The organism is Enterobacter sp. C6 (genome assembly GCF_008122455.1).
Classification (GTDB): Bacteria; Pseudomonadota; Gammaproteobacteria; order Enterobacterales; family Enterobacteriaceae; genus Enterobacter; species Enterobacter pseudoroggenkampii.
Genome location: NZ_QPFW01000231.1, coordinates 35,027 through 58,339, shown reverse-complemented (window position 1 = coordinate 58,339; position 23,313 = coordinate 35,027). Strand labels below are relative to the sequence as shown.

Genomic DNA, 23,313 nt, shown 5'->3' with positions numbered 1-23,313 from the left:
GGGGATTCGAACCCCCGATACGTTGCCGTATACACACTTTCCAGGCGTGCTCCTTCAGCCACTCGGACACCTCACCATATTGTCATCCCGTTGTTGCCGGGACGGGCGCTAATGTAAGGAAAAGCCGAACTGGCGTCAACCCACTTTTTCAGTAATTTAGCGTATTTAGACAAACTTCAGGCAACTTGATTCCTAAATGTGCACAAAGCGCCTCTTTTATCAGCAACGCGGTTTCCTGATAAATTTGTTATGCTGGCAATCCACTTGAAAATGAAAACAAAACAGCGCAATAAAAGGCAGGAATAACTATGGATATACTCTTCTATCACCCCACGTTTGATACGGCATACTGGATCAAGGCGATTACGGCGGCGTTACCCGGCGCACGCGTTCGCGAGTGGAAGCGTGGCGATAATGAACATGCCGACTATGCGCTGGTCTGGCATCCACCGGTTGAGATGTTGCAGGGCCGCAAGCTGAAGGCGGTTTTCGCCCTGGGCGCGGGTGTTGATTCGATCCTCAGTAAACTGAAAGCGCATCCCGAAATGCTGCCTGAAAATATCCCGCTGTTCCGTCTCGAAGATACCGGAATGGGCCAGCAAATGCAGGAATATGCCGTCAGCCAGGTGCTGCACTGGTTCCGCCGCTTTGATGACTATCAGGCCTTTAAACAGCAGGCCCACTGGGAGCCGCTGCCTGAGTATCGTCGCGAAGACTTTACGATCGGCATCCTCGGTGCGGGCGTGCTGGGCTCAAAAGTGGCAGAAGCACTCGCTCCGTGGGGCTTCCCGCTGCGCTGCTGGAGCCGTAGTCGCAAGGACTATCCGGGCGTCGAGAGTTTTGCCGGAACGGATGAGCTTCCGGCCTTTCTGAACGGCACGCGCGTGCTGATCAATCTGCTGCCAAACACGGCGGAAACGGTAGGGATCATCAATGAAACCTTGCTCAATCAGCTCGTCGATCAGAGCTACCTGATGAACCTGGCGCGCGGAGTTCATGTTGTGGAAGGCGATCTGCTGAAGGCTCTGGACAACGGAAAGCTAAAAGGTGCCATGCTGGACGTCTATAGCCGTGAACCGCTGCCCGCTGAAAGCCCGCTGTGGAAGCACCCGCGCGTCGCGATGACGCCACATGTGGCTGCCGTGACGCGTCCGGCAGAAGCGGTGGCCTATATATCCCATACCATCAGCGAAATGGAAAAGGGCAACGCGGTCACCGGACAGGTCGACAGACAGCGCGGCTACTGAGAGAAACCCGGCGTTCGCCGGGTTTTTGCTAATATTCGCCGCTGATAACTGCTATCCTTTGGAAAAACCGCAGAGGAGAAAGAGATGTATCCCGTTGACCTGCATATGCACACCGTCGCCAGCACCCACGCGTACAGCAACCTCCATGATTATATCGCTCAGGCGAAGCTTAAAGGTATTAAGCTGTTCGCGATCACCGATCATGGTCCGGACATGGCGGATGCGCCGCACTACTGGCATTTTGTGAATATGCGGATCTGGCCACGTCTGGTGGACGGCATTGGGATACTGCGCGGCATTGAGGCGAATATCAAAAATATCGACGGTGAGATCGACTGCACCGGCCCGATGCTGACGTCTCTGGACCTTATTCTCGCCGGTTTCCATGAGCCGGTTTTCCCGCCTCAGGATAAAGAGACCAACACCGCGGCGATGATTGCCACTATCGCCAGCGGCAATGTGCACATTATCAGCCACCCCGGTAACCCGAAGTACCCGATTGATATTCAGGCTGTCGCGCAGGCGGCAGCAAAACACCGCGTGGCGCTGGAGATTAATAACTCCTCCTTTGTTCACTCGCGTAAGGGCAGCGAAGACAACTGTCGCGCCGTGGCGGCCGCCGTGCGTGATGCGGGTGGCATGGTGGCGTTGGGCTCAGACTCTCATACCGCGTTTACGCTGGGTGATTTCAGCGAGTGCCTGAAAGTGCTGAATGATGTTAACTTCCCGGAAGCGCAAATCCTGAACGTGACCCCACGCCGCATGCTCGATTTCCTCGAGTCGCGCGGAATGGAACCGATTGCCGAATTTGCCGATCTTTAATTGTGTAATGGAATCATAAAAATGAACGAGTTTTCCATCCTCTGCCGCGTGCTGGGTACGCTCTATTATCGCCAGCCGCAAGACCCGCTGCTGGTGCCACTTTTTACGTTAATTCGTGAAGGTAAACTGGCGCAGAACTGGCCGCTGGAACAGGATGATTTACTGGAACGTCTGCAAAAAAGCTGCGACATGCAGCAGATTGCGACCGACTACAATGCGCTGTTTGTCGGCGATGAGTGCCGCGTTTCGCCATACCGTTCTGCCTGGCAGGAAGGGGCGACGGAAGCGGAAGTCCGTGCTTTCCTCTCCACCCGCGGTATGCCGCTGAGCGATACGCCAGCCGATCATATCGGTACGCTGCTGCTGGCAGCGTCCTGGATCGAAGATAACGCCGGTGATGATGAGAACGAAGCCATTGAAACCTTGTTCGAAACGTACTTGCTGCCGTGGGTCGGGACGTTCCTGGGTAAAGTTGAAGCGCATGCCACCTCGCCATTCTGGAGAACGCTGGCGCCGCTGACCCGCGACGCTATCGCGGCAATGTGGGATGAGCTGGAAGAAGAGAACGAGGAGTGATTTAAGTCACATAAATTCTGCAACTCATCAATTCATTTTGCATGTAATGTGCTGATGATCTCATTTCTATGGTGCGCTTCTGCTAAGATGCGCGCCATGAACATATTACTTTGTATCGCAATAACGACAGGTATTCTCTCCGGGCTCTGGGGATGGGTAGCCGTGTCTCTCGGATTGCTCAGCTGGGCCGGATTCCTCGGCTGTACCGCCTATTTCGCCTGTCCGCAGGGGGGAGTCAAAGGGCTCTTTATCTCAGGCTGCACGCTGATGAGCGGCGTTATCTGGGCGCTGGTGATCATGAAAGGCAGCGCGCTGGCGCCGCATCTGGAAATTCTGGGATACGTCATGACGGGCGTCGTCGCCTTTTTAATGTGCATCCAGGCTAAGCATCTGCTGCTTTCATTTGTGCCGGGAACCTTTATGGGGGCGTGCGCGACCTTTGCAGGGCAGGGTGACTGGAAGCTGGTGCTCCCTTCACTGGCGCTGGGGCTGCTGTTTGGCTATGCCATGAAAAACAGCGGCCTATGGCTGGCATCGCGGCGGGAAAAAGCGCAAAACATCACGGCAGTGAGTGAATAAAAAAAGGCGAGATAATCATCTCGCCTTTTTTATGCGCTTCCTGTCAGGATTCCGGAGGGACTGACATATCGCGGTATTTCACCAGTATCGGGTTCTGCACGTCTGCTTTGTTTTGCAGATCCCACAGCCCGCGGTCTATACCGTCGTTAATTAAGTAGATCACGCCGGTTTCAATGGCTGACATCAGACACATCATGACCGGCTCGTTAGAGGTGTAGCCGATTTCACCTTCCAGCAAACGCTGGTAATCGATGAAGCGGAATACCCCAGCCTGAACTTCATAAGACAGAATGGTTTTGCTGGTGTTCACCGAAGAGAGCACTTCGCCTGTACTGACGTTAACCACACGCAGGTTAACGGCGATCTGGTCAAGCTGGTACTGGGTATCCGCACCGATACCGAAGTACCGCGCGCCCGCACCACCCGATTTAACGTTACTTTCGTAGCCGATAATCGATCCTTCAATCATTACGTTCGCTGCAGCCAGAGATTGCAGAGGCGTCCGGTTATTGTCCGCAACGGTGCCATTTTCCTGGGCGGCACGAATGATTTTGCGTTCATTCAACAGGTTCTGAAGCCCCTGACGTTCCAGCGGAATAAACCAGTGCGAATCCTTGAGTGCCGTAACCAGCATCGCGGTGGCGCTCTGCGGCACTGCCGTGGAGAAGTTACTTGCCGGGTAAGGTTTGAATTGCCCGGTTTCATCCTGAATGTTGTACACGGAGACAAATATTTTTCCCGTTGGAGCAGGTAAATGCGTTAAATCACGATAACTCTGGGCCCGAGGCATTAATGTTGGTTTTGCAGCTTCTTTAGGTGGAGCAGTTAAACAACCGCTCAATAAGCACACTGCAACAAATATCAGGAAGCGCTGCATGATTGTTGTCCTTATTTCGTTGTTGTTCAGAAGTTAGTTGAATCGTTTTGTAGACCGGAAACCTGGATGGTGGAGATTTTTCCGGTTTTACGATCGGTCACGTTCAACTGCAGCTGTCCGTCCGTGTTGGCGATATCAACGATAAAGTCGTTGGTCACCATCCGCCCGGGTTTACCGGTATTAATGTTGGTCAGCAAACCACCTAAAATCTGCGACTGGATGGCCTGCGTGAAGTTATCCAGTGCGGACGGGGTATCAACGCTAAAATTCTTTAAACTGGGATCCTTATAGGAGTTTTGCGCCTGAGCTTCATTCAGCAGGAACGCGCCGTTGTTAGGGTTACCGCCAAAGTTAGGGTTACGGAACTGAAACGTCATGTTTCCGGCCCAGCTGATGGGTGTGATCAGCATTATCGAAACAACTGCATATGCAATACGCATGACAGCCTCCGCATATCGGTTCGCTAGAACTCGTCTTTTGCTAAATCGCTGGTGCTTAATAGGGCTTTATCTATTTGCAGGCGATTAATAGCGTCTTCTGATTGTGCCAGTGCTAAGACTACGTTTTTATCGAAGTCCATTTTGGTCGGGAATAAAAACGTTTGATAAATAACGGACTGATTAGCCGTTATTGTTATCCAACTTCCCCATCGTGCACTGGGCCGCTCGTTGATTGTTATATTACCCGTGTATGTACTTTCCCATTTGTCACTGAAGGCACGGTAAAAACTGTGCCCGACCGATGAGACAGTGTGGTCTGTTAACAATCCGGGAACTTCGACCTCGACGGCCTTCAGATTCCCAGCAGCGAGCAGGAAACCCGCTGCGGCGATCCAACTCAACGTGCGCTTCATGTGATTAACGCCTGAGGTTATCGTTTGCCCACGAAACCGCCTGAGTTCGGTTTTTCACAGCTATCTTCTTGAAAAGATTATAAAGGTGCGTCTTTACCGTATTTTCGCTGATAAATAACGAACGGGCGATTTCAATATTTGAAGCACCAATGCGTAACTTATTCAGGATCTCTTTCTCACGGTGCGTGAGCAGTGCTGACTCTGAGCTGTTATAGCGATAATTTCCGGAGTGCGTGATGAGATAGCTGGCAAGCTTTTGCGAAAAATAACACTCTCCGCGCAATATACCTTGCAGCCCCTCTACCACCCGGTCTTCTTCTTCCGTGACGTAGAACACGCCATTGATATGCGGCCAGCTTTCAATATCTCTGAAAGGATATTCATCAGGTGTATTCAGCAATAGCACGCGGATATTATTGTTTTTTCTGCTTAAAATATCCTGCCAGTAATGGATAAGCTTTTTATCAGCTTCCATCATATCGAAAAGAATGATGCTGCCAGGTGCAATATCATCAAAAGAACGTTGAATATTATGCAATTTCCCGCTCAGTGATAAAGATTGCTTTAAATGTTGTAATAATGCTGTCGCTTGCAAAGAAGGTTTTGTGATCAACAGTAATGTATGACCATGTAAACTATGGACTTCATTATACATGATGAAACCCCACTTTATTTTGGCACCTGGCAGCTGTCCTCCAGTTTAAAAGAGGACACCAGAAGTACTGACAGATGTTGCACTGCTGTGTGTAGAATCAGACCATAACCTCCACAGGGAGGTAAATATAAAACCAATTTCGTACATCTAATTTCAATCTAGCTTTTACGAAGTTTAAAGCAAGTGTTAAACATGTAACTGGATGTAAAATTCAATATTAATTTGTGAAATTTGGTTGTTTGGAATGGTGAGAATTGATGAGAAAGTTGTACACCTAAATAGAGATGCACAGATTTTAAAAATCATACAAATATTTTTAATAATATGATTATTAAGAATATTTGTTATTTTTGTAAAGAGCTAATTAAGTATGAGTTTCAGATGATTTCTAAGCCCAGGAATGAGCGACTGTCTGGCTTAAGAAAAGAGGCTCTGTGTCACGCACTGAGAAAAATGTTTCCTGCCGTTACGTTTAAACAACCCGGGAGGAAGCGTGGACAGCCTTTGTCTCGTTGTACAACCCTTTCACAACACACCTTTATTAAAAAATATAAGCAGGCCTGATTAAAGTGATTTTTACTGTAAATTACGACTTTGTGGTGACCCGAAAAATAAAAATAAGCCGCGCGGGTGAGATATTTAAAATGTTTCAGCGGACATACTCTTCACCGTAACGACGCGTTAACACCATGCGAGCCGTTTAAACATGGAGTAATTAAATAGCCAGGTCCAGGGTGACAACATGAAAAACACATCGTTAATTGTGATGTTTACATTACTGGGTGCGCCTGGATTTGTAACCGCGGCTAATTCAGATTTGGCAAATGCTGAATATAACTTTGCGGTTAACGAATTAAGTCTTTCATCACTAAATCAGGCAGCCATTATTGGTCAACGGGGCGTTTTCAATGACGCTCAGGTTCGCCAGGACGGTTCAAAACTCTTATCCATTGTTTCCCAGGATGGGGTAGGCAACAGAGCGAGAGTCGATCAATCAGGGGCTTACAATATAGCCTGGATCGATCAGAGCGGTAACGGGAATGATGCAGGTATTACGCAAGATGGATACGGTAATAGCGCGAAAATTATCCAGCAAGGGTCGGGTAATAGAGCAAATATTACGCAGTACGGTACGCAGAAAACCGCAGTTGTAGTGCAGAAACAGTCGCAAATGGCGATTAACGTTATTCAACATTAGCGCTTTCGCGACGACTTTAATCAATCCGACGGGGGTTTACCATGAAATTTTTCAAAGTGGCAGCGCTTGCAGCAATCGTAGTTTCTGGTAGTGCTATGGCTGGTCTGATTAATCAGGATGGCTGGGGTCATGGGCATGGTCATGGCGGATACGGTGGCCCAAATTCAACCCTGAATATTTATCAGAATGGTGGCGGTAACTCCGCGGTTGCTCTGCAAACAGACGCCAGAAATTCTGTCCTGAATATTAGCCAGACAGGTGGCGGTAACGGCGCTGACGTTGGTCAGGGTTCTGATGACAGTAAAATCAACCTGACCCAGAATGGGTTTGGCAACAGTGCAACACTTGATCAGTGGAACAGTAAAAAATCCGTCATGAATGTTAGCCAGTCCGGCGGCTTTAACGGTGCACTCGTAGACCAGACTGCGTCCAACTCAACTGTTAACGTTACCCAGATCGGTTTTGGTAACCACGCGACAGCTCATCAGTACTGATACTGAAATCTGTGCTACAAAAAAACAGGGCATCAGCCCTGTTTTTTTTCGGGAGTTCATCATGAATACTTTAATTCTACTCGCCGCGCTTTCCAGTCAGATAACGTTCAAAACGTCGCAGCAGGAAAACATGACCACCATTATTCCGCAGGTCACTCTGGCGCAATCGTGTGATTGTCAGGTTCAAATTGTTTCTGTTCGGGAAGGGCAGGGGGGACAAAGTTCGTCCCGACAGCAAAATACCCTTTTTATACCCGCTAATCAGACGATTGATTTAATGCGCCTGAGTTTAAATATTAACGCAGGAGACACGGTAAAAATCGTGGTCACCGTTTCAGATGGAAAATCGCTTCATTTATCACAACAGTGGTCACCGGCGGGAAGTTCGATCTAAATATTCATGAAATCAATATGTTGCGAATGTGGCGGGTCTGTGCCGTTGAGCTATGCTGATATCAGGGACCTGGTCATTATGTTCCTTAACGTGAGACTTCGTTTGCCGTAATAAATGGAGCGCGTTTACCCCTCATGGACGATTTTCATTGAGGAGTACCTATAATGAATAACTATTTTGCTCGACTCGCGGCAGGTCTGGGTCTGGTCGTTTCTGCTTTGAGTATCCCGGCTTATTCGGCCACAGTTGTTGACGGTGGTGTCATTCATTTTCGCGGTGCCATTGTCGCAGACCCCTGTGAAGTCACTCCCCAGAAGCAACAGTTTGCAATGTCATGTCCAGATAATAACCGTATGCAAACGCGTATGGTGAGCTATGAAGAGGCGCTTAACGGGAAAGTGAGTGACTCAAACCTGGCGACGCTCAATATGAAATACCTTAATCCTGAAAAAACGCTCGCGGTTGTCGAAATCCAGTATCGCTAATGCGCACTCTCCCGCCCAGCGGTGGAAGAGGATTTTTTCTGATAGTTTTTTCTCCCGGTCTCCTCTGCGATACACTTAAGAAAAAGGCGGGTCGCAGAGGGGCTTTATGAAACCGCAAATTGACATTATTCATGGCGATATTACGACCATGCACGTCGACGTTATCGTCAATGCGGCCAATCCCTCCCTGATGGGGGGAGGCGGCGTGGACGGGGCTATCCACCGGGCTGCCGGACCGCAGCTGCTGGAAGCCTGTAAAACCGTGCGGCAACAGCAGGGCGAATGTCCTCCCGGTCACGCGGTGATTACGCTTGCGGGCAATCTGCCTGCCAGAGCGGTTATTCATGCCGTAGGGCCCGTCTGGCATGGCGGGGACCAGCACGAAGCGAGTATTCTGGAAGAGGCTTACCGGAACTGTTTACGGCTGGCCGCCGACAACGGTTATAAAACGATGGCGTTCCCGGCCATCAGCACCGGCGTGTATGGTTACCCTAAGGCCGCCGCCGCAACGATCGCCGTAGAAACCGTTTACCGCTACCTGTCGTTAAAACCGCTGCCGGAGAAGGTGATTTTTGTCTGTTTCGACGACGACACCACGCATCTTTATCAGCGGCTTCTGACTCAGCGCAGACAAGAGCTGGAAAGCTGAAGCAAACGCGGCGCATCCGGTGCGCCGCGTGTTCTAAGAGGCTTTCGCCTGCGGTTTTCCTGAAAAGAGGAAACGCAGAAGCGGGATCCGCAGATGGATTTCGTAGAGTACGATCGCCACCCCCACAACAAACACCAGCCCGGTAAAGAAGCCCAGCGTGTTGGAAGCGATGTGCGGTGTGATATAAGCCCCGAAGAAAAGCGTCAACGGGTGATGCACCAGATAGATAAACAGCGAAGCATTAACGAAGTAGGTCACGCGGTGGGACTTAAAGTTCAGCAAACGGTGGCCTAGCGCGAATACCACATTCACCATCCACAGGCCCAACAGCATCGTGATCACGCTTTCCGTTTCATACATCCAGGCGTCGCCGCTTCCGTAGCGCTGATTCAGCAGATAGGCCGCGAACGCGAGGGTGGCTCCCAGCGCGCACCACGGTGACGGGGTGACAAACAGCGATTTAAGCTTCGGATGAATAAACGCCAGCGCGCCGATTAAGAAGAACGGAATGTAGAACAGCGACTGCATCACCACAAAATTAAATAACCCGTCGCTCAAAATCGGCGGGTAGACGATAAGCAGGGTCCGTCGCACGGCGGCATAGGCAATCCCCAACAGCAAGAAGAGCACTGACAATTTGCCCATCGTAACGTTGGCGAAAAAGGTGTCGGCCTTCGAACTCAGGTGGTGGCGCAGGCGGCTGAAAATCAACAGGCTCACCGTTGTGAGCACCACCAGGACCAGCAGGAACCACAGGTGAGACACCAGCTCCCAGACCAGCGTGTTGTACTTTTCATACAGCGTCAGATTCGGCCAGTTCTCCGCTTTACCCTTCACGTACTGCAACATAATGAACTGGGGCAGCGTCAGCAGCGGAATGGCGGTTAACATGGGGATCCCCACGCGCTCTACGCGCACTTTCCACCAGCGCTTGAGCGGGTATCGCAGAAACAGCATGTAAGAGAAATAGCCGGATATGACGAAAAACACCTGCATACGGAAGGCGTGAATAAAGTCATTAAACAGCGTCAGCCACCAGGAGGGCATCTGGCTATTCACGTGCCAGGTGTGGCTGGAGTAAATCAGTGAAATGTGAAAGGGGATCCCCAATAGCATCAGCCATGCCCGGATCGAGTCGAGGAAATATTCACGTTCTGTTGGTGTTGTGCTCATATAACGTTGTGCATTCTCAGACTTTTCGTCTTATCCCTAAGACTCATAATGGTTACATTCGAAGGCAACCCTACACCAAGACCGACACCCTGTCTCCAGGATAAGCACGCAAAGTGAATAGCGGGTTCTTTCATTTGCTTAATCCCTGAGCCAGCAGCTGAACAAAGCAGTGATAATGTTGTCGGATTGCCTGAGTTTCCATTAAAATGGATCGGATCGATATAAGCACACAAAGGGGGAAGTGCTTACTTATTATGAAACATAAACCACAGATGATGAAAATGCGTTGGTTGGGTGCTGCAGTGGTGTTGTCACTGTATACCTCATCGGCACTGGCCTTTAACATCGACGATGTCGCAAAACAGGCAAAATCGATGGCAGGCAAGAGCTACGAAGCGCCGAAAAGTAACTTGCCCTCCGTTTTCCGCGACATGAAGTATGCGGACTATCAGCAGATCCAGTTCAATCACGATAAAGCGTACTGGAGCAATATCAAAACCCCGTTCAAGCTTGAATTTTATCATCAGGGTATGTACTTCGACACGCCTGTTGCCATCAATGAAGTGACGGCGACAGCGGTTCGTAAGATTAAGTACAGCCCGGATTATTTCAATTTTGGCAATGTGCAACACGATAAAGATACGGTGAAAGACCTGGGCTTCGCTGGCTTCAAGGTGCTTTACCCGATCAACAGCAAAGATAAAAACGACGAAATCGTCAGCATGCTGGGTGCCAGCTATTTCCGCGTCATTGGCGCGGGGCAGGTATACGGGCTTTCTGCGCGCGGACTGGCTATTGATACCGCGCTGCCATCAGGTGAAGAGTTCCCACGTTTCCGTGAGTTCTGGATTGAGCGTCCAAAACCAACGGACAAACGTCTGACCATTTATGCGCTGCTGGATTCCCCGCGTGCAACCGGCGCCTATCGCTTTGTGATTATGCCGGGTCGTGACACGGTAGTTGACGTGCAGTCCAAGGTTTACCTGCGTGATAAAGTGGGCAAACTGGGCGTTGCACCATTGACCAGCATGTTCCTGTTTGGGCCGAACCAGCCGTCTCCGGCAACCAACTTCCGCCCGGAACTGCATGATTCCAACGGTTTGTCTATTCATGCCGGTAACGGTGAGTGGATCTGGCGTCCGCTGAATAACCCGAAACATCTGGCGGTTAGCAGCTTCGCAATGGAAAACCCGCAAGGTTTCGGCCTGCTGCAGCGTGGTCGTCAGTTCTCCCGCTTTGAAGATTTGGACGATCGTTATGACCAGCGTCCAAGCGCCTGGGTCACGCCAAACGGTGACTGGGGTAAAGGTAAGGTCGAGCTGGTAGAAATTCCAACCAACGATGAAACCAACGATAACATCGTCGCTTACTGGACACCGGATCAACTGCCGGAAGCCGGTAAAGAGATGAACTTCAAGTACACCATTACCTTCAGCCGCGATGAAGATAAGCTGCATGCGCCGGATAACGCGTATGTGATGCAGACTCGCCGCTCAACGGGTGATGTGAAGCAGTCTAATCTTATCCGTCAGCCTGACGGGACCGTGGCGTTTGTCGTGGACTTCACCGGCCAGGATATGAAGAAACTGTCGCCGGACACCGCCGTTGCCGCTCAGGCCAGCATCGGTGATAACGGTGAAATCGTTGAGAATACCGTGCGTTACAACCCGGTAACCAAAGGCTGGCGTCTGACCCTGCGCGTGAAAGTGAAAGATCCGAAACAGACCACTGAAATGCGTGCTGCGCTGGTCAGTAACGATCAGCCGCTGAGTGAAACCTGGAGCTATCAGCTACCTGCCAATGAATAATACATCTGAATATATTGATGCCATGCCGCTGACGGATATCGAAAAAGCGGCACTGCCTAAGAGCGACATCCGCGCGGTTCACACCGCGCTGGATGGTGAACATCGTCAGTTTTCCCGTGATGATGATACGCCGCTCGGGTCAGTCAAGGCGCGTCTGGAGCAGGCCTGGCCGGACTCGCTGGCGGAAGGGCAGTTGATTAAAGACGACGAAGGGCGCGATCAGCTGCAGGCGATGCCGAAGGCCACGCGTTCCTCAATGTTCCCCGATCCATGGCGCACCAACCCGGTGGGCCGCTTCTGGGATCGCCTGCGCGGGCGTGATGTGACGCCGCGCTATCTGTCGCGCCTGACAAAAGAAGAGCAGGCGTCCGAACAGAAATGGCGTACCGTGGGGACCATCCGTCGCTATATCCTGCTGCTTCTGACGCTGGCGCAGACGGTCGTCGCGACCTGGTACATGAAAACCATCCTGCCTTATCAGGGCTGGGCGTTCATCAACCCGACGGACATGATGGGCCAGGATCTCTGGGTCTCCTTCATGCAGCTGCTGCCGTATATTCTGCAGAGCGGCATCCTTCTGCTGTTCGCGGTTCTCTTCTGCTGGGTCTCGGCCGGTTTCTGGACTGCACTGATGGGCTTCCTGCAGCTGCTGATGGGGCGTGACAAATACAGCATTTCGGCGTCAACGGTCGGGGATGAACCCCTCAATCCCGAGCACCGTACCGCGCTGATTATGCCTATCTGTAACGAAGACGTTGACCGCGTATTTGCGGGCCTGCGCGCGACCTGGGAGTCCGTAAAGGCGACCGGCAACGCGGAGCATTTTGACGTTTACATCCTGAGCGACAGCTACAACCCGGATATCTGCGTTGCAGAACAAAAAGCGTGGATGGAGCTGATTGCAGAAGTGCAGGGCGAAGGGCAGATCTTCTACCGCCGTCGCCGCCGCCGTGTGAAGCGTAAAAGCGGTAACATCGATGACTTCTGCCGTCGCTGGGGTAATCAGTACAGCTATATGGTCGTGCTGGATGCGGACTCCGTCATGAGCGGTGACTGCCTGAGCGGTCTGGTGCGTCTGATGGAAGCCAACCCTAACGCGGGTATCATTCAGTCCTCGCCGAAAGCGTCCGGCATGGACACCCTTTACGCGCGCTGCCAGCAGTTCGCCACCCGTGTCTACGGACCGCTGTTTACCGCGGGTCTGCACTTCTGGCAGCTGGGTGAGTCGCACTACTGGGGTCACAACGCCATTATCCGCGTGAAGCCGTTCATTGAGCACTGTGCGCTGGCGCCGCTGCCGGGCGAGGGTTCGTTTGCCGGTTCTATTCTGTCGCATGACTTCGTGGAAGCGGCGCTAATGCGTCGTGCTGGCTGGGGCGTCTGGATTGCCTACGACCTGCCGGGATCGTACGAAGAGCTGCCGCCGAACTTGCTGGACGAGCTCAAGCGTGACCGCCGCTGGTGTCACGGTAACCTGATGAACTTCCGTCTGTTCCTTGTTAAAGGGATGCACCCGGTTCACCGTGCGGTGTTCCTGACGGGCGTGATGTCTTATCTCTCCGCACCGCTGTGGTTTATGTTCCTTGCGCTCTCCACTGCACTGCAGGTCGTCCATGCCCTGACGGAGCCGCAATACTTCCTGCAACCGCGACAGCTGTTCCCGGTGTGGCCGCAGTGGCGTCCGGAGCTGGCGATTGCGCTGTTTGCCTCCACCATGGTGCTACTGTTCCTGCCTAAGCTGCTCAGTATCATCCTGATCTGGTGCAAAGGCTCGAAAGAGTACGGCGGTTTCTTCCGCGTGACCCTTTCACTGCTGCTGGAAGTGCTGTTCTCCGTGCTGCTGGCACCGGTGCGTATGCTGTTCCACACCGTATTTGTGGTCAGTGCGTTCCTGGGCTGGGAAGTGGTCTGGAACTCACCGCAGCGTGATGACGACTCCACGCCGTGGAGCGAAGCCTTTATGCGCCACGGTTCTCAGCTGCTGCTGGGTCTGGTGTGGGCGGCCGGGATGGCCTGGCTGGATCTGCGCTTCCTGTTCTGGCTGGCGCCGATTGTCTTCTCGCTGATCCTGTCGCCGTTTGTCTCCGTGATCTCCAGCCGTTCAACGGTGGGGCTGCGGACCAAACGCTGGAAACTGTTCCTGATCCCGGAAGAGTATTCCCCGCCGCAGGTGCTGGTGGATACCGATCGTTATCTCGAGCAGAACCGCAATCGCACGCTGGATGACGGCTTTATGCACGCCGTGTTTAACCCGTCATTCAACGCCCTGGCAACGGCGATGGCCACTGCGCGTCACCGTGCCAGCCAGGTGCTGGAGATTGCCCGCGATCGTCACGTTGAGCAGGCGCTTAACGAGACCCCGGAAAAACTCAACCGCGACCGTCGACTGGTGCTGTTGAGCGACCCGGTGACCATGGCGCGTCTTCACTACCGCGTGTGGTCCGCTCCGGAGAAATACTCTTCGTGGGTGAACTACTATAAGGGCGTGAAGCTGAATCCGCTTGCACTGAAGGCGAAGTAAGTCGTTAAGCAGGGCGGGTAGCGAAGCGCTACCCGCCAGATAAAATACCGGCTGCGAGGCCGGTATTTTTTTAGAGGTTAGAGATGAGAATAATCATCGTCGTCATGATGGCATGCCTGCTCAGCGGCTGCGGCAGTATCATCAGTCGCACCATTCCAGGGCAAGGCCACGGTAATCAGTATTACCCGGGGGTAAAATGGGATCTCCGTGATTCCGCATGGCGTTACCTGACCATGCTCGATCTGCCGTTTTCGCTGATTTTCGACACGCTGTTGCTGCCGATTGATGCCAGCCATGGCCCTTACGAATAGCGTAAATTAACGCTCGTCCCACTCATCGGCTGCGGTTTGACCTTCTTCCGTATCCAGCGGTGGCTCGAGCTGAAACTCGCCCTCATCCCACTCGTGTAGCGTGTTCTCTTCCAGCCATTCCTGCCGAAGTTCGATTTCGTCATAGTCGCCATCGAAGACGGCCTGCGCACCTTCACCGCTCAATATCGGCAAACATTCCCCTTCTTCACCTTCATCGGCAAAGAATTCGGCCTGCCACATAATATCCCCATCCTGCAGAACGTATTTTTGGATATTAAGCTGTTGCACGTCAGCATCTTCTTCATCAACGCCGGGGTTGTCGGCGAGGAACTCTTCACGAGCGGCATCAATAGCTTCTTCCAGCGTGGCGTACATGGTCATTGGTGTCTCCCTGTTTTCCAGAAGGTTTCAGGGAAAGAATAGCTGAATATAAGATTCTGCAAGTATGAATGTGAAAATAAGACGTCACACATTCAATGCCGCCCACTTAAGCGGTGCGGCACGAGAGTTCACCGCGTAACGGATTTTTGACATCTTAACTGCCCTCGGCCTTAATGGCTGGAGGCGTTTTGTTATGAACACCGCTTCCAGATCTCCACACATGTGCTCTAATTGTTTTTGGATTGACGGTATTCACCAGTACTGACATCTCCGATGGCGGCAGACGACGACATGGGCGAACCGTCGCTGAAAACGAGCAGGTCGTTGAGAAATGGCATAAGAAAACGGCTCCCTGTAGTGGAAGCCGTTATAGTGCCGCGGTAAAGAATCGGTCAACCGCTCCTTAACTGAACGGCATTGCCCATTAAGCGGGGCTTTTTCTTGATTCCATATCAACGCTTCTTTTTTGGTTTGAATAAACGATCACTGACAATAAATGCAACTATCAGGAATATAACAGTAGATATTAATGCATAATCTTCCCAAAAGGTGACGGCGAGCATACCGAAAATAATAGTTAAACCAATAGGTATATAAACTTGCATAACAAGCCTAACTAATTCCTGCCACCACACGCTAAACATTTTTTTCATCGTACTATCCTAAGAATATCAGAAACAATATCGTTATCGCTTTTTTGGTATTGGTTGTGTACGTCAACACGATCAATTATTGGTTCAACCAGGAAGTATAACATTTCCAGATCACGATTATAGAGATCTCTATAGTACCGACTATGTTTATATAAAAGACGTTCCGCAGCCTGTGAAGCTACCTGTGCGTACCCATATATTCCCGCCGCAGCTACACCACGCGTTGACCATTTGGTGAGTGCCGAGGAGATCGATACTTGCATTGAAAGACTTGAAGCCGCTAACGTAGCGATAGTGTACGCAATGGTAAACTTGGTAAGGGTGGCAGTTGTAAACCCAGCTCCTGCTTTAGACAAGATTAACGTAATGTTCCTGATGCGCTGGTCTGAGAGATTTTCAAACATATAGTTGATATAGATTTCAAGCATCTCTCTTATAGTGTCATGATGTTTTACGAGTACTACAAGAGCCTTCAAGAACCTCTTATCTTCTTGCTTCAAACGTGTACATACTTCCTGGTAGTTGTCGAGGAAGCACGAGCTATACAACGAAAGCCTTTCCACCCCAGAGTATATTAAATGAGCCTGTTGTACGGCTTGCTGTTGAACACCAGCAAGGCTTTATCCAGCAGGTTAGCCATGTAGCGATCAGCATCAAGTTTGTTCAGTATAAGCGAGTTGTAGCTCATGAATCCTTCCCATGTTTCTCCCTATCCATATTCCACATAACAGTAATAAACCTCCGAATAATAAACAAGATGTATCTACCGATGGAGGCAGGTCACGCCAGTACTCGAAAACCCGCAAGGCGTTATTACTCACTTTGCTCGACAGATGATAGTACTGAATCAAAGTGATTGGGGTCGGTACTACGTACCTAAAGTCTTTGCGAGTAATTACGCGTCGCCTTGCTCCTTGTCAGGGTTGCGGGCTGTTGAATCCCTTCGCGTACTTACCTACCTTATAGTGGTGATGTTCGATTACTCGACACATGATAGAATCGCCCTATGCAAACAGCAGGGAAAACAAAATGCAAATAATGAGGATGACATACGACGACATTGATAAAAATGGCTATGCCAAATTACACGTCTATGGAATAGGAACTTTCTCTGCATTCAGTGGGCAAAACCCATATACCAATGATCCCAACTGTGCGTACTTACCAAACAGTGCAATACCTACTGGACGGTACTGGATAGTTGATAGGCCAACTGGCTCTACATTGAATAAGATCCGGGCATGGGGCGTTGATACAATCACAGGTAATGACCACTCCGAATGGTTTGCACTCTTCAGTGCTCAAACCATGACAGATAGCATAATGATTAACGGTGTATCGCGTGGTAGTTTCCGGTTACATCCACTCAGGCCGGATGGTTCTGGTTTCTCTGAGGGGTGTATTACTTTTGTCAATCGACCCGATTTCTATACTGTACGTAGTCAGTTGCTCCGTACTAAAAAGGTTAAAGTACCAGGATCAAGGACTGGATTGATGGCATATGGTTATGTTGATGTGCAAGGGGGGAGCGACTATGCGAAGTGCAGGATTCGTTAAGAATGCGGCCATATACAGTATCTGTATTGTCTTTGCATGGTGGCTATCAAGTTTCGGTAAGCCTCTCAATGGACTAACGCAATGGGTCATGGATACCGCCTATAGTACTTTCGGTTCCGGCCTGAGTGGTTCATATGAAGCTGATGCAGATCCGATAAGGTTCATCGCCTTAATCCTGATGGTACTTATCTACGCTACCATACTGTTCTTGCTCACACGTTTGGTACTAAGAAAGTTTCAGGCCAATCGCTAATACCTCATTTTATTAAGTACCCTCACTGTATATGGTGAGGGTGTTTTTTGGTACTTAATTACTGACTATAACAATAAATACATCAACAATAGATGAGGTGAGTTTATGGAAAAATATATTATTAACGATTTTGTTTATGAAGTTATTGGCAATGTGATAACCGTCCTGACCTGCCCCCCGTATTAGATACAACCATCAGTTAGTAATGTCGGTTTGTTTACTTTCACATTTTCCATTCCGCCACCGTGCTGCAAACTCTGATGGCGTCTGATAATTCAGTGCTGAATGTGGACGACATCGTTATAATCCTGCCGCCAGTCATTAATGACTTTCCTTGCGTGAACGATATCACTGAACCTGTGCTCATTCAGACATTCATCGCGAAATCGCCCGTTAAAGCTCTCAATAAATCCGTTCTGCGTTGGCTTGCCCGGCTGGATTAAGCGCAGTTCAATACCATGCTCAAAAGCCCATTGATCCATTGCACGGCAGGTGAACTCCGGCCCCTGGTCAGTTCTTATCGTCGCCGGATAGCCTCGAAACAGTGCAATGCTGTCCAGAATACGCGTGACCTGAACGCCTGAAATCCCGAATGCGATGGTAATGTCAGGCACTCCTTCGTGAAGTCGTCCACACAGGTCAGGCACTTGATCCTGCGACCGGTCGCATCACACATCAATACCACGGCTTCCCGCTTCTGGTCTGTCGTCAGTACTTTCGCCCCAGGGCCACTGAAGAGCCTCCTTATCCAGCATGGCTTCGGCAAGCAGCTTCTTACGCCAGGTATAATAGGTGGCGTTGGAAATGGCGTACTTGCGGCAGAGCTCACGGGCAGAAACCCCTGCTTCAGCTTCGCGGAGGATACTGATGATCTGTTCGTCGGAAAAACGCTTCTTCATGGGGATGTCCTCATGTGGCTTATGAAGACATTACTTACATCGCGGTGTCTTAATCAACGAGGAGCAGGTCAGCGTACATGGTCATTAGTGTCTCCCTGTTTTCCAGAAGGTTTCAGGGAAAGAATAGCTGAATATAAGATTCTGCAAGTATGAATGCGAAAATAAGCTTCAGGCGTTCGTCTTATTCCGTCACGGGCCGTAACGCGCGGGATAAACTGAACCACGAATAAATGGCATTGAACAACACGACGCCCGCCGTCACGATAAAGACGGCGCGAAAGCCGAAGCTGGCAGAGATCCCGGCCCCGAGCAGCGGTCCGGTGACGTTACCAATATCCCGGAATGACTGGTTATAGCTGAAAATACGCCCGGCAATCTGGTTCGTGGAGTTGTAGACCAGCAGGGTCTGTACGGCGGGCAGCAACGCGCCGTCGGCGGCACCCAGCAAAAAGCGCAGGACGCCCAGCTGCCATGGCGTTTGCACCATCGACATCGGGATAAGCAGCAGGACGGAAATCACCAGCGCGCAGATCAGGATTTTTTCCGGACCCACCCGGTCCCCCAGTTTTCCCAGCCTCGGGGCGCTCAGTAGCGCCGCCACGCCGGGTACGGAGGCAATCAGCCCGCTGATGAACGCAATATTGCTGACGTTACCCGCCAGGTCGCGAACGTACAGCGTCAGAATAGGGGCAATCGACCCGGTAGCCACCTGGATAATCATTGTCGTCACGAACAGGCTCAGCACCAGTCTGGGATTTCTAAGCGAGGTCAGCACCTCCCTGGCGTGGAGCATCTCTTTTTTGGCGACAGGCGTGAAGTTTTCCCGAATACAGAGCAGGGTGACGATAAAGCACAGGAACAGCACGCTGGCGGTGATAAAGAAAACTGGCCGCAGGCCATAGCTATCGGCCAGGAGTCCACCGGCCAGTGGCCCCAGCAGGGCGCCGCTCACGCCGCCGGTTGAAAGCGTGCCCAGCGCCCAGCCGCTCTTATGGCGGGGAATTTGTGTGGCAATCAGGGCATTGGCATTGGGAATAAAGCCCCCCAGCAGGCCCAGCAGCGCGCGGAGGATCAGGAACTGCCAGACGTTTTGCGCCACGCCCATCAGCGCCATGATAATGGCCATCCCCAGCGCCGAGCGCAGCAGCATGATTTTACGTCCCTTGCGATCGGCAAGGCCACCCCAGAAGGGCGAGGCTATCGCGGAAAACAGGAACGTGATGCTGAATACCAGGCCGGACCACATATTGAGCGCGCTGTGACCCGTCACGCCCAGCTGTTCGACGTAGAGCGGCAGGAAGGGCATGACCAGGCTAAACGCCGCGCCGGTAAGAAAACAGCCAAGCCACGCAACCGTGAGGTTACGCTTCCAGTTTATGGGGGCATCTGAGGGTGACATAACAATCCGCATAATGAGGTGCTGAGCACCTGAAGCATGAAGTAATAAGCATGCTAATTATGCGCCTGGGTTATGATTGCCGCAATGAGGGGGAGCTTTTAAAGCTAAAACAGCATGCGGCCCTGAGGGCCGCACGTTGAAAATCAATAGCGGGACGGCGTGCCTTTTGGCCGCGTTTTAAAGCGACGGTGCAGCCACATATACTGCTCCGGGGCGAGCATGATGCACTTCTCCACAACGCTGTTCATCCAGCGTGCGGTGGTTTCTGCATCGTCAAGCGGCGGCGCGAGTTCCGGCTCCAGCATCATCAGCTCGTAGCCTGAACCATCCGGTTTACGGCGAGGAACAAAAGGCACGATGGCAGCTTTGGACATCCGCGCCAGCATCCAGGTGCCGGTGGTTGTGGCGGCCTCGTCAACGGCGAAGAAGGGGACAAATACGCTGGCCTGCGGGCCATAATCATGGTCGGGGGCATACCAGACCACTTCACCGGATTTTAGTGCGCGGATCATGCCCTTCAGATCTTTTCGGTCGATCATGCTTTTGTTGGAGCGCATGCGACCGTTGGTCTGGATTAAATCGATGACCGGGTTATCGTTAGGACGATAAACGCCAATGCCGGGTGCCTGCATGCCGAACATGCGTGCCCCGATTTCCAGCGTCAGAAAATGGACGCCGATCAGGAGAACGCCCGTCTGGTTGGCCTGAAGCGTATGCACAGGCTCCATGCCGGTTCCCGTCACCTCGCTCCAGCGGGCCATGCGTTTGTCCGGCCAGAACCACGCCATACCGGTTTCCATAAGCCCCATCCCGACGGATTCGAAATTCTTCGAAACCATATCGTGACGATCTGTCTCGCTCATCTGCGGAAAACACAGCTCAAGATTGCGGTACGCAATTTTGGCGCGACGCTTCATAAACAGCTGCGCGAAACGGCCCAGAAATTTACCCAACCGAAAAATTACAGGGTAGGGAAGCTGTACCAGGAGCCATAAAAAGCCAATGCCAAGCCAGGTCAACCAATAGCGGGGATGCAAAAGGGCGGCAGTAAATTTTGGTAACTGGGTCATGTCTTTCCTGTGTTCAAACGTCCTGTTTTGCTAGTGTCTCATTTTTTTAGACGTAGCCAAAATATCTGCTTTCGAAGCGTGCACGAATACAGCAATTGTTAAGCCTGATTAATCAGGGTGTGTGAAATGTAGCGTAAATTGTGTGGATGTAAATTAGTTTTATTTGCTATATGATGCCGACCGATTTTTCATTCTCTCTAACGATTCCAGGACTGTACACCATGCCAGTGTTACACAACCGCGTGTCGAATGAGATGTTAAAAGCGCGTATGTTGGCTGAAACCGAACCGCGCACCACCATCTCTTTCTACAAATACTTCACGATCAACGATCCGCAGGCAACCCGCGATGCGCTTTATCAGGCGTTCACGACCCTGAACGTCTTCGGACGCGTCTACCTTGCCCGTGAAGGCATCAACGCGCAGATTAGCGTACCGGAAAGCAAAGTCAGCGCTTTCCGCGACGTTCTTTATCACTTCGATCCGGCCCTCGACGGCTTACGCCTGAACATTGCCCTGGATGATGACGGGAAATCCTTCTGGGTGCTGCGCATGAAGGTGCGTGAACGCATCGTGGCGGACGGTATCGACGATCCTGAGTTTAACCCGGCGGATGTCGGCGAATATCTCAAGGCGGCGGAAGTGAATGCGATGCTGGACGATCCGGATGCCGTGTTCATTGATATGCGTAACCACTATGAGTACGAAGTGGGGCATTTCGAGAACGCGATGGAAATCCCGGCCGACACCTTCCGCGAGCAGCTGCCCAAAGCGGTTGAGATGATGCAGGAACATAAAGATAAAAAGATCGTTATGTACTGCACCGGCGGTATCCGCTGTGAGAAAGCCAGCGCGTGGATGAAGCACAACGGTTTTAATAAGGTCTGGCATATTGAAGGCGGCATTATCGAGTATGCCCGCCGCGCCCGTGAACAGGGTTTACCGGTACGCTTTATCGGGAAAAACTTTGTCTTTGACGAGCGTATGGGGGAACGTATCTCGGAAGACGTTATTGCCCAGTGCCACCAGTGCGGCGCGCCGTGCGATACCCATACCAACTGCAAAAACGACGGGTGTCATCTGCTGTTTATTCAGTGCCCGGCCTGTGCCGAGAAGTTTAACGGCTGCTGTAGCGAGCTATGCAGCGAAGAGAGCATCCTGCCGGAAGAAGAACAGCGTCGCCGTCGTGCAGGACGTGAAAACGGCAACAAGATTTTCAATAAATCACGCGGCCGTCTGAATACCAAACTGGGTATCCCTGACCCGGAATGATAATAACGCCCGGTACGGCAAAAGCCTGCCGGGCGAATCTATTATGATTTCTGCTGTACACCTTCAACGGAAATAATCAGCTCCACGTCCTGAGACGCCGGGCCTAAATCCGTTGTGATATTAAAATCTTTCAGATGAATTTTACCCGCTGCTTCAAATCCTGCGCGTTTACCGCCCCACGGATCGTCACCCTGACCCAATAATTTAGCCTCCAGCGTGACCGGTTTTGTTACGCCGTTAAGCGTCAGGTTGCCGGTAATATTCAGCTTATCACCGTCTTTTTTCACTTCCGTGGAGGTGAAAGTAGCCTGTGGGTATTTCCCGACATTGAGGAATTCCCCACTGCGCAGATGTTTATCACGTTCAGCATGATTGGTATCAACGCTGTTAGTATTAATGGTCACGTTGACCTTGTCGGCGGCAGGATTTTTCTCGTCAAAGGTGAATGTGCCGTCAAAATCCTTAAAGGTACCGTACAGCCAGCTGTAACCCAGGTGCTGAATACGGAAATTGACGAAAGCGTGCTGGCCCTCTTTATCAATTTTATAATCAGCCGCCACGGCGGAACCGGCGGTGAATAACAGAGAACCCAGGGCGATACCCAGCAGGTGTTTTTTCATTTTATGCTCCAGAGTCAACTGACGAGCGGCCAAGCATGCGCTTTAGCGTATCGTCTTTATCAATAAAATGGTGTTTGAGGGCGGCAAGCCCGTGAAGTACGGACAGGATCACGACGCTCCACGCAAGCCAGAGGTGAACGACCCCTGCAGTGTCAGCCTGAGCGCCCGCATCGCTGAGCGTTGCCGGGACGTCAAAAAGGCCAAAGACGCTAATCGGCTTACCGTCCGCCGTCGAGATAAGGTATCCGCTAATCAGAATGGCGAAGAGCAGCGCATAGAGCGCAATATGCGCGGCGACTGCACTGACGCGGGTAAATTTGCTGTGGGTATTCGGCGCGGCCGGCGGTGGGGAAATATGTCGCCAGATCACGCGGAAAACCAGGCCCAGCATCAGCAGGACACCAATGCTTTTATGTAACTCCGGCGCCTGGTGATACCAGCCATCGTAATAGCTGAGCGTGACCATCCAGAGCCCAAGTCCAAACATACCGTAGACGGCAAGAGCAAATATCCAGTGCAAACCTATGGATATTATTCCGTAGCGCCGGGAGGAGTTACGCAATTGCAT

General features: G+C 51.4%; 26 protein-coding genes and 1 pseudogene. 14 read left to right on the top strand and 13 right to left on the bottom strand.

Going from position 1 to position 23,313, the window contains the following annotated elements; genetic code table 11:
• The first annotated feature begins 308 nt into the window (after positions 1-308).
• The 4 genes from ghrA (at position 309) to DOU50_RS15065 (ending at position 3,224) form a co-directional block, all read left to right on the top strand.
• On the top strand, positions 309-1,247 hold the full coding sequence (gene ghrA / locus DOU50_RS15080; RefSeq protein WP_148769678.1) for a glyoxylate/hydroxypyruvate reductase GhrA: 939 nt from the start codon (positions 309-311) through the stop codon (positions 1,245-1,247).
• Between the two features lie 84 nt (positions 1,248-1,331).
• Positions 1,332-2,069, top strand: coding sequence for a phosphatase (locus DOU50_RS15075; RefSeq protein WP_024908981.1), 738 nt, complete (start codon positions 1,332-1,334; stop codon positions 2,067-2,069).
• Positions 2,070-2,090: 21 nt separating this feature from the next.
• Positions 2,091-2,645, top strand: coding sequence for a TorD/DmsD family molecular chaperone (locus tag DOU50_RS15070; protein WP_029740002.1), 555 nt, complete (start codon positions 2,091-2,093; stop codon positions 2,643-2,645).
• A gap of 96 nt (positions 2,646-2,741) precedes the next feature.
• Positions 2,742-3,224, top strand: a complete 483-nt coding sequence (locus DOU50_RS15065) for a DUF1097 domain-containing protein (RefSeq protein WP_148769677.1) — start codon at positions 2,742-2,744, stop codon at positions 3,222-3,224.
• 43 nt (positions 3,225-3,267) lie between these two features.
• Here the strand turns inward: DOU50_RS15065 and csgG are convergent, their stop codons facing one another.
• Genes csgG through csgD form a run of 4 tightly spaced genes read right to left on the bottom strand, consistent with a single transcriptional unit; the run spans position 3,268 to position 5,609 of the window.
• Entirely contained in the window at positions 3,268-4,101 is an 834-nt protein-coding gene (csgG, locus tag DOU50_RS15060; protein WP_032648920.1) for a curli production assembly/transport protein CsgG, read from the bottom strand.
• A 26-nt stretch (positions 4,102-4,127) separates the two neighbouring features.
• Positions 4,128-4,541: a curli production assembly/transport protein CsgF gene (gene csgF / locus DOU50_RS15055; protein WP_032648919.1), complete on the bottom strand. Its 414-nt coding sequence runs from the start codon at positions 4,539-4,541 to the stop codon at positions 4,128-4,130.
• A gap of 23 nt (positions 4,542-4,564) precedes the next feature.
• Positions 4,565-4,954 carry a curli production assembly/transport protein CsgE gene (gene csgE / locus DOU50_RS15050; RefSeq protein ID WP_148769676.1) on the bottom strand — a complete coding sequence of 130 codons (390 nt, stop codon included), beginning with the start codon at positions 4,952-4,954 and terminating at the stop codon, positions 4,565-4,567.
• 4 nt (positions 4,955-4,958) lie between these two features.
• The gene (gene csgD / locus DOU50_RS15045; RefSeq protein ID WP_024908987.1) at positions 4,959-5,609 is read right to left on the bottom strand and encodes a biofilm master transcriptional regulator CsgD; all 651 of its coding nucleotides are present in this window, start codon (positions 5,607-5,609) and stop codon (positions 4,959-4,961) included.
• A 742-nt stretch (positions 5,610-6,351) separates the two neighbouring features.
• On the opposite strand from csgD, the gene csgB reads away from it, so the two are divergent.
• The 5 genes from csgB to ymdB all read left to right on the top strand — a co-directional run bounded on the left by csgB (position 6,352) and on the right by ymdB (position 8,829).
• A complete protein-coding gene (csgB, locus tag DOU50_RS15040) occupies positions 6,352-6,807 on the top strand; it encodes a curli minor subunit CsgB (protein ID WP_148769675.1) in 456 nt (151 codons plus the stop codon).
• 41 nt (positions 6,808-6,848) lie between these two features.
• Positions 6,849-7,301, top strand: a complete 453-nt coding sequence (gene csgA, locus DOU50_RS15035) for a curli major subunit CsgA (RefSeq protein ID WP_045326932.1) — start codon at positions 6,849-6,851, stop codon at positions 7,299-7,301.
• 61 nt (positions 7,302-7,362) lie between these two features.
• On the top strand, positions 7,363-7,695 hold the full coding sequence (gene csgC, locus DOU50_RS15030; protein WP_032650821.1) for a curli assembly chaperone CsgC: 333 nt from the start codon (positions 7,363-7,365) through the stop codon (positions 7,693-7,695).
• A 164-nt stretch (positions 7,696-7,859) separates the two neighbouring features.
• Positions 7,860-8,180, top strand: a complete 321-nt coding sequence (locus tag DOU50_RS15025; RefSeq protein WP_048991547.1) for a type 1 fimbrial protein — start codon at positions 7,860-7,862, stop codon at positions 8,178-8,180.
• A gap of 106 nt (positions 8,181-8,286) precedes the next feature.
• A complete protein-coding gene (gene ymdB / locus DOU50_RS15020; RefSeq protein ID WP_024908992.1) occupies positions 8,287-8,829 on the top strand; it encodes an O-acetyl-ADP-ribose deacetylase in 543 nt (180 codons plus the stop codon).
• Between the two features lie 33 nt (positions 8,830-8,862).
• Here the strand turns inward: ymdB and mdoC are convergent, their stop codons facing one another.
• Positions 8,863-10,002, bottom strand: a complete 1,140-nt coding sequence (mdoC, locus tag DOU50_RS15015; RefSeq protein WP_148769674.1) for a glucans biosynthesis protein MdoC — start codon at positions 10,000-10,002, stop codon at positions 8,863-8,865.
• A 254-nt stretch (positions 10,003-10,256) separates the two neighbouring features.
• On the opposite strand from mdoC, the gene mdoG reads away from it, so the two are divergent.
• The 3 genes from mdoG to DOU50_RS15000 all read left to right on the top strand — a co-directional run bounded on the left by mdoG (position 10,257) and on the right by DOU50_RS15000 (position 14,642).
• Positions 10,257-11,810 carry a glucans biosynthesis protein MdoG gene (gene mdoG, locus DOU50_RS15010; RefSeq protein ID WP_021240787.1) on the top strand — a complete coding sequence of 518 codons (1,554 nt, stop codon included), beginning with the start codon at positions 10,257-10,259 and terminating at the stop codon, positions 11,808-11,810.
• The gene (gene mdoH / locus DOU50_RS15005; protein WP_048991549.1) at positions 11,803-14,331 is read left to right on the top strand and encodes a glucans biosynthesis glucosyltransferase MdoH; all 2,529 of its coding nucleotides are present in this window, start codon (positions 11,803-11,805) and stop codon (positions 14,329-14,331) included. The genes mdoG and mdoH overlap by 8 nt, the downstream gene beginning before the upstream one ends.
• An 83-nt stretch (positions 14,332-14,414) precedes the next feature.
• Positions 14,415-14,642, top strand: coding sequence for a YceK/YidQ family lipoprotein (locus DOU50_RS15000; RefSeq protein WP_048991550.1), 228 nt, complete (start codon positions 14,415-14,417; stop codon positions 14,640-14,642).
• A 6-nt stretch (positions 14,643-14,648) separates the two neighbouring features.
• Here the strand turns inward: DOU50_RS15000 and DOU50_RS14995 are convergent, their stop codons facing one another.
• The 3 genes from DOU50_RS14995 to DOU50_RS14980 all read right to left on the bottom strand — a co-directional run bounded on the left by DOU50_RS14995 (position 14,649) and on the right by DOU50_RS14980 (position 16,176).
• Positions 14,649-15,023, bottom strand: a complete 375-nt coding sequence (locus tag DOU50_RS14995; RefSeq protein WP_014831418.1) for a MysB family protein — start codon at positions 15,021-15,023, stop codon at positions 14,649-14,651.
• Positions 15,024-15,475: 452 nt separating this feature from the next.
• On the bottom strand, positions 15,476-15,676 hold the full coding sequence (locus DOU50_RS14985) for a hypothetical protein (RefSeq protein ID WP_048990092.1): 201 nt from the start codon (positions 15,674-15,676) through the stop codon (positions 15,476-15,478).
• Positions 15,673-16,176 (bottom strand): hypothetical protein, encoded by a 504-nt coding sequence (locus DOU50_RS14980; protein WP_061715554.1) that lies wholly within the window; start codon positions 16,174-16,176, stop codon positions 15,673-15,675. Before DOU50_RS14980 ends, DOU50_RS14985 begins: the two co-directional genes overlap by 4 nt.
• Positions 16,177-16,666: 490 nt before the next feature.
• On the opposite strand from DOU50_RS14980, the gene DOU50_RS14975 reads away from it, so the two are divergent.
• Entirely contained in the window at positions 16,667-17,233 is a 567-nt protein-coding gene (locus DOU50_RS14975) for a DUF2778 domain-containing protein (protein ID WP_322742063.1), read from the top strand.
• 448 nt (positions 17,234-17,681) lie between these two features.
• Here the strand turns inward: DOU50_RS14975 and DOU50_RS14970 are convergent.
• The 3 genes and pseudogenes from DOU50_RS14970 to DOU50_RS14955 form a co-directional block, all read right to left on the bottom strand.
• Positions 17,682-18,385: pseudogene (locus DOU50_RS14970) on the bottom strand (integrase core domain-containing protein).
• A 181-nt stretch (positions 18,386-18,566) separates the two neighbouring features.
• Positions 18,567-19,784: a multidrug efflux MFS transporter MdtG gene (gene mdtG / locus DOU50_RS14960; RefSeq protein WP_090417375.1), complete on the bottom strand. Its 1,218-nt coding sequence runs from the start codon at positions 19,782-19,784 to the stop codon at positions 18,567-18,569.
• Positions 19,785-19,927: 143 nt separating this feature from the next.
• On the bottom strand, positions 19,928-20,854 hold the full coding sequence (locus tag DOU50_RS14955; protein ID WP_024909000.1) for a Kdo(2)-lipid IV(A) acyltransferase: 927 nt from the start codon (positions 20,852-20,854) through the stop codon (positions 19,928-19,930).
• Between the two features lie 221 nt (positions 20,855-21,075).
• On the opposite strand from DOU50_RS14955, the gene DOU50_RS14950 reads away from it, so the two are divergent.
• Positions 21,076-22,125, top strand: coding sequence for a rhodanese-related sulfurtransferase (locus DOU50_RS14950; protein WP_148769673.1), 1,050 nt, complete (start codon positions 21,076-21,078; stop codon positions 22,123-22,125).
• Between the two features lie 41 nt (positions 22,126-22,166).
• On the opposite strand, the gene DOU50_RS14945 is transcribed toward DOU50_RS14950, so the two are convergent.
• A complete protein-coding gene (locus DOU50_RS14945; RefSeq protein ID WP_048990275.1) occupies positions 22,167-22,745 on the bottom strand; it encodes a YceI family protein in 579 nt (192 codons plus the stop codon).
• A gap of 1 nt (position 22,746) precedes the next feature.
• Positions 22,747-23,313: a cytochrome b gene (locus DOU50_RS14940; RefSeq protein WP_048990276.1), complete on the bottom strand. Its 567-nt coding sequence runs from the start codon at positions 23,311-23,313 to the stop codon at positions 22,747-22,749.